6 protein-coding genes are annotated in these 6,770 nt (G+C 33.2%); all 6 read right to left on the reverse strand.

What is annotated here, in order from left to right; all coding sequences use genetic code 11:
- Positions 1-69: 69 nt before the first annotated feature.
- The 6 genes from C7954_RS13055 to C7954_RS13080 all read right to left on the reverse strand — a co-directional run bounded on the left by C7954_RS13055 (position 70) and on the right by C7954_RS13080 (position 6,699).
- Positions 70-615, reverse strand: coding sequence for an MFS transporter (locus tag C7954_RS13055; protein ID WP_243833698.1), 546 nt, complete (start codon positions 613-615; stop codon positions 70-72).
- A gap of 134 nt (positions 616-749) precedes the next feature.
- On the reverse strand, positions 750-1,328 hold the full coding sequence (locus C7954_RS13060; RefSeq protein WP_133505877.1) for a class I SAM-dependent methyltransferase: 579 nt from the start codon (positions 1,326-1,328) through the stop codon (positions 750-752).
- A gap of 246 nt (positions 1,329-1,574) precedes the next feature.
- Complete coding sequence (locus C7954_RS13065; protein ID WP_134060268.1) at positions 1,575-3,281, reverse strand: glycoside hydrolase family 3 protein; 1,707 nt, start codon at positions 3,279-3,281, stop codon at positions 1,575-1,577.
- A 36-nt stretch (positions 3,282-3,317) separates the two neighbouring features.
- The gene (locus C7954_RS13070; RefSeq protein ID WP_089716781.1) at positions 3,318-4,160 is read right to left on the reverse strand and encodes an HAD family hydrolase; all 843 of its coding nucleotides are present in this window, start codon (positions 4,158-4,160) and stop codon (positions 3,318-3,320) included.
- Between the two features lie 78 nt (positions 4,161-4,238).
- Positions 4,239-6,026 carry a beta-glucuronidase gene (uidA, locus tag C7954_RS13075; protein ID WP_089716780.1) on the reverse strand — a complete coding sequence of 596 codons (1,788 nt, stop codon included), beginning with the start codon at positions 6,024-6,026 and terminating at the stop codon, positions 4,239-4,241.
- A 112-nt stretch (positions 6,027-6,138) separates the two neighbouring features.
- Complete coding sequence (locus C7954_RS13080) at positions 6,139-6,699, reverse strand: MFS transporter (RefSeq protein ID WP_134060270.1); 561 nt, start codon at positions 6,697-6,699, stop codon at positions 6,139-6,141.
- Between the last annotated feature and the right edge of the window lie 71 nt (positions 6,700-6,770).

Genomic DNA, 6,770 nt, shown 5'->3' on the forward strand with positions numbered 1-6,770 from the left:
GTTTATTCCTTTCATATTTGTTGTAGGTAACAAATATTATATCAAAAGAAGGAATAAGTCGCCAATTTTTTATCTAATTTTTTTGTAAAGTGGTGTAATAACAAGTAAAATAGTTGAAAATAAAAAAGAATGGGCCCAACTAAAACCCAGTTTTAAAACTAAGGTTACAAAATAAGGAGCAATTATTCCACCAAGACCATAAAACAAATGCAGAAGATTGATCATTTTACCTCTGCTTTTGCTGTATGATATTGAAATCAGATTTACTGAAACAATATTTAAAAGTGTTAAACCTGATCCAAGCAGAAAAAAAGAAACAGTTAAGAAATAATAATTCGGTGATAAATAAATAGCAGCTAAAGAAATTATATTATAGATAATCCCATAAAAAAGTAATTTTATTAAACCAAATTTCTCAATCAGCTTTCCACTTAAAAAATAAAACAGCATTGACCCAATTGAAATAAACGATAACAAAATGCCAAGTTTGCTGTAGTTTAGAGCATAATCTTCTATTATATAAGGACCAACCTGAGCTCTTAAATTATTTACTACTCCATTCATCATCATTATTGTAAATGCCAGGATCATTAGTCGCTGTTTGTTTTTTATCATATTTTCACCTTATTCGATATCTATTTCAAAATTTTTTTCTTATCTTAAATCATTTCATAAATTGCTGCTAAAATCAACAAAACAGCCTCTCTTTTGAAAGAAAGACTGTTTTTGAATTATTCTATCTATATACATTATACTTTTCTACCGCTAACTAAATATGAATTGTAATCTATTTCTTTTATCTTGATATTTTTTATAGCTCGCTCTTCCAACATTGATTTCAAATCATCTTTTTCAATTCGGTGATGAAGAGGTGGTCCTTCTTCTCTTTGAGAGGGGTCCCATTCTATAAAAACAACCTTAGATCCTTTTTTCAAAAATTTAAAGTAATTATCTAAAAACTGATCTTTCTCCTCAACTTCATGAAAAAGATAGGCAAAAAGCATAAAATCTGCTTTTTGATGTAAATTAGCATCATTATCATCACTTTTACAGATCTCAATTCGATCTGAAAGACCAGCCTGTTGAGCCCGATGTTTTAAATCTAATAACATATCTATTTGAACATCTACTGAATAAACTTTCCCCGTTTCTCCAACTATTTCTGCTCCCGGAAGAGAAAAAAATCCATTACCAGCTCCAATATCTATAAAGATATCCCCAGCTTCTAAATTTAATTCTGTCAGAAGTTGAGCTGGTTTCAAACTTTTAAGCCTTTTTTCTGCAAATAATTTTTTCTTTTTTGATGAATGAAATCTTTTACCTGCCATATAATCACTCCTATCAAATTAAATAAAAACTTAATTTTAAATAATACTAAAATTTATTATAATTATCTTTAATTTCTATTATTAATTATAACCAACTTTTCTGAGTTAAAAAGTAAAAGACCCTACAACTATCAAGATTGTAAGGCCTTTTACCAATCTATATTAATCTAATAAGGAGCAATTTTTGGATTTTGATACCGGATATTTGGATGTCTTTGCAAGTTCTCGGTACCAAAATAAAACTAATTATCTTCTGGCTTCCCAGGTGTCACACCAAACATTTTCATTATATGAGCCTTTAAACTCTGATTTACCCATAATTTTTTCTATAGTTTGTCTAATAACTTCACTTGTATTCCCATGTGCATTAATAAATGTTTTGATCATTGGTACATCTAAATAATGATTTGTATAATTTAAAGAAACAAATACAGTTGGAATTTCAGCAGCATACCAAGGCACTTCATTATCCATCGGTGACTTCCACTTAATTCGATAATTATTCTGCTGAGCATAACCTCTGACATCGGCAAATACAAAAGCTGCATCATATTTGTCTCTGTATTCCATAATCTTGCCCTTATCTCTTGACTCACCTTCGTTTAAATCAACTTCAAAACCTGCTTTTTCTAACTCTGTAATAATTCTATCTCTAGAAGATGTGTCGCTGTTGTAAATACCACCAAGTTCTCCGTATAAATAATACAATTTGATTCTAGGATGTGTTTCTGGAGTTATCGGCAGCTGACCCAAACTATCTTTTACCAGGGTTATAGCCTTATCAGCGGCTTCTGCTGCCATTTGATGGTGTTCATCCTGACCAATAATATCTAACTTATCTTCAGCTGGCATTAATTCATTTTTCTCTGCTTTTTTATGAAGATTAACTGCTGCTTTAAGCCCTAAAATTCTTTCTAAAGCCTCATTTAATCTTTGATCTGTAATTACACCATTTTTATAGCCGTCCAGCATAAACTGAAAATCTTCTTCTTTGTCATTGAAAAATAGGAACATGTCACAGCCGGCAGCAATAGCGCCAGGAACATAGTCTTTTCTCGGCATTGCAGCGGTCATTCCTAACATATGAGAAGCATCGGTAACGATTAGCCCATTAAAACCTAGTTTGTCTCTTAGTAAATCATTTAACAGTTCTGGGGCCAGAGTTGCAGGCATTATTTCTTGTTCTGTTAATTCTGGATTAAGCTGTTTCTGATATTCAGGCATTGCAATATGACCTGCCATAATACTCATTAGACCATTATCAATATGGTGTTTATAGACTTTACCAAAGGTATTGTCCCATTTTTTAGGCTCAAAATCATTAATTCCTAAAACTAAATGCTGATCTCTTTCTTCAACTCCATCACCTGGAAAATGTTTAACACAGGCAGCAACTTCACCTACTTCATTATCTTTTAAGCCCTCTAAATAGGCAGAGGTATATTTAATCACCTTTTCCGGAGTGTTCCCATAAGCTCTAGTGTTAACAATAGTATTTCGCCAATTATATAAAATATCAACACAGGGGTCAAAGTTCCAGTTAACTCCTAAAGCAGCCTCTTCACGACCGCTAACCAGACCTGCATTATAAGCAACCTCTTCTGATTCGCCAGCTTCACACATTGCTCCACTTGCAATAAAAGTACCATCAGTACAGGCTCCATCTCCTCCATTATCACAGTTAGCTGCTGCTAATAATGGAATTTTGCTGGCTGACTGCACATCTTTGATAAAATTATAAATTTCTTCTGAACTTTTGCTGGCATATCTAATTCCACCAACATGATATTTTTTTATTATTTCCTGATTATTGGGGTCATCAAGATCACCATGAATTCTAGTTATAAATAATTGACCAATTTTCTCTTCAATAGTCATCTCAGAGATTGTATCTTTTACCCACTTCACATCTTCCTCATTTAAATAAAAAGGCTTTGCTTTTAAATCTACCATGATTACCTCCAGTTTTTATTTCTTTAAGTTTAAATTTCATTTCAAAATAAATTTAAATTTCTTAATTAACTTATCTTCATATTCTTCCCGATAATTACCAGCAAAAAACTGAGCAGCAGTTTGCTCAAGAAAAACACTCCATGATTGTTCTTCTTCTGTTGGTATGATTGGATAAAAAGAAACATCATTTGTTTCAGCTGCTCTTAAATCTCCCGGAGCATCACCAATCATTAAAATATTTTTAGTTTTATATCCTTTTTGCTTTAGATCTTTGATATTATCAGCTTTTGAGCCTGCTTCCTGACCTAAAATTATTTTTACATGTTTTTGTAAATTATAACTTTCCCACTCATCTAAAAGGGCTTCTTGGTTGGCTGATGAAACAACTGCAATATCTGCTTTAAAACTTATTTTGATCAATGATTCCTTAACACCTTTAAAAACTTTTTTAATATCTTTTTCTAATTCTGAAATTTTTTGATTAACCTGCTGACTCCACTGCAGAGCTAGTTTAAGTTCTTCTTTATTTTTGCTTTTCTCTATTTCTCTTTTTAAAGCGGGATTAGATAATTCACTACTTGTTTCTACCCACTGCTGAATTTTAGTAATCTCTGGCAAATCATGTCCTTCAACTTTTAGAGCATTAAAGGTTTTAACCAGACCCTTAAATCGATTAATTCCTCTTGTATTTGAATAAAGATTAACTTTATCCCACTTTTTTAAGAAAATATCTTTAACTGATTCTACCCCCCAAACTTTTACAGCTTCCGGGCCAAATGCTTTTTGATGTTTTTCAGTCATTGTGTCAATAGCTGAACCATCAGAATCAATACAGATTAAAAATTCTTTTTCTTTTGCAAAATTATTGATTTCAATCATATTTTCACCTGCTTTGTTTGTGATTTTATTTACTTGTACCAGGTACAAATAAGCTTATTTGTACCTGGTACAAAAGAATTATTCCCATCTTGCTTTTAAGAGATGTGCTGCCATTTTAGGCTGTCTATCTCTGGTGAAGGCACCTTTTTTATTGCCGTCAACTCTTAAAATACCTTCAACTGTCTGGAAATCAGCAAAGTTCCACATCTGCTCTCCTACAATGGAATCACAGTTATCAAAAACCTGATGCTGTAATTCTAGATATTCATTTTGGTATTCTTCTGACCACTGGACTGAAGGCAGTTTATGAATTCCAGCTTTAGTATCTGCACCATATTCAGTCATCACTATTGGTTTTCCTTCTTTTTCCCAGCCAGCAAGTTCTTCTTCAAAGTTCTTTTGAGAATATCTTAACTCTGCTCCTCCCATTAAGTACCAGCCGTAATAGCGATTTAAGGAAATTACATCTGCAAATTGAGCAGCATTACACTTACCATATGGTGCTGTCATAATATTTGTAAATGTAAGAGGTCTCGCCTGTGGATCAAGTTCTCTGGCGTAAGAAAAAATTTCTTCAAAATACTCTTCAGCTCTCTCCTGAGCACTATCTGGCTCATTTGCCAGACACCACATTACAACTGAAGCATGGTTTTTATCCCTTTTCATTAAACGCTTAATCTCTCTTTTATGGTTTCCTTTTGTTTTTTGATGCACAATTTCTTTATCAAAGAAATCAGATTCTTTTCCAGTACCTGCTGCCAGGAAGTTCATATTCATATCAAAAAGACCCACTGCTGGGGTTTCATCAATTACAACAACCCCTCTGCGGTCACACATTCGGTAAAATTCTTCATCATAAGGGTAATGTGAGGTGCGGACAGAATTAGCTCCAATCCAGTCTAAAAGTTCAGCGTCTCTAATCATTACTGCTGGATCAAAACCACGGCCATTGATCTCACTGTCTTGATGTTTACCAAAGCCTTTGAAATAAAATGGCTCATCATTAATTAGGAAGCGATTACCTTTGACTTCAACTGTTCTAATTCCCACAGGTAGTGGATAAGTATCAACTGTTTCGCCACTGCTTAACAAACTAACTTCTAAATTATATAAATAGCCTTCACCAGGCTGCCAGAGATTAACTGATTCTACTTCCAGCTTACCACTATCTCCATTAGCCTCAGCCACAACATTACCCGCTTCATCTTTTAATTCAACTTTAATCTCAGAGTGAGAAGTGCTTTCTATTTCATAGTTTAGATAACCTGTATTCCCCTCATAATCTGTAACTGTCGAAATATCATAAATATAATCTTTAGGTAAAAGCTGAATCTTTACTGCAGAATGAATTCCGGCATAATTAAAGAAATCAAAATAAGGAAATAATCTTTTTTTACCGTCATCATATTCTTTAACCTGGCCGGTAGGAATAGTCGTTAAATCTAATTCATTATTAACGACTACAATCAGAGTATTTTTAGCTCCAAAGTCAGCAGCTTCATTAATAATTGCTCCAAATGGCATGTATCCACCTTCATGTTCAGCAATTTTAACTCCATTTAACCAGACTTCTGCTCTATGAGTTGCACTGCCAAAACGAAGGTTAACATTTTTCTGCTGCCATTCCTCTGTCAGATAAAACTCTGTCTGATACCAGACATCCCCAACATGTTCTCTCACATCTTTATCTGTAAATAAATCATTAAAACTTGATGGAACAGGAACTTCACTGTAATTAGATAAACCATTCTGCCAGCCTTCGTCTCTTCCTTTTCCCTCAAAGTCTACTTTAAACTTCCAGATTCCTGATAAGTCAATAATCTGTCTTGTCTGAGATTGAGCAGGATATAAAAACTGTTCTTCCATTTATTATCACTCCACTTATTTCAAAATTTATAATCATTAATCCATCTGGGCTTCTTTAAAAATTTTAGAGAAGCCCTTATCTTTAACTTATACATAATTTATATTGAATTTATTAGGCAGTAGCTGTCGCTGATTTCTTTTTATCAATTTCTTCCTGAATTTCAGCCATTTTCTTATCATCTAAAGGATAGAATTTCATTGCAATTAAAGAAGCAACATGTCCAATTAAGGGTAAACCAAAAACGATAAACAATATTGCAATTTCTAAACTTGCACTAACCGGAGAGTTAGGTGGAATTTTTTGGCCTCCATAACCAGCTAAAGCTATACTGAAACCAATAATTACAGTTCCTAAAGATGAAATCATCTTATCAACAAAGGAGAAGATAGTACCAATAAAGCCTGACATAAATCTTCCGGAGCGGCAGGATTCATAATCAGTACAGTCTGCAATCATCGGAATTACTATATTACCTGCCAGCTGACTTACTGAATATTGAGCTCCTAAAACTACTAATAATATTAATACTCCTGTAGTAAGTTCACCTTCAGCCAGCATTGGTGTGATTATAAGCAGAACTAAAATTAAAATTGTTCCCATCCAGGTTAATTTAACAAATGCATTTTTTAATCCAACTTTTTCTGCATACACCACTTTACAACTTTTTATCATGCAGCATCCCTGAATGAAATAAAGCTGTGCAAACAATCCTTTAAATTCCCATAAATTTTGGTATTTTCGAA

It is taken from the genome of Halanaerobium congolense (assembly GCF_004366375.1).
GTDB classification, from domain to species: Bacteria; Bacillota; Halanaerobiia; order Halanaerobiales; family Halanaerobiaceae; genus Halanaerobium; species Halanaerobium congolense.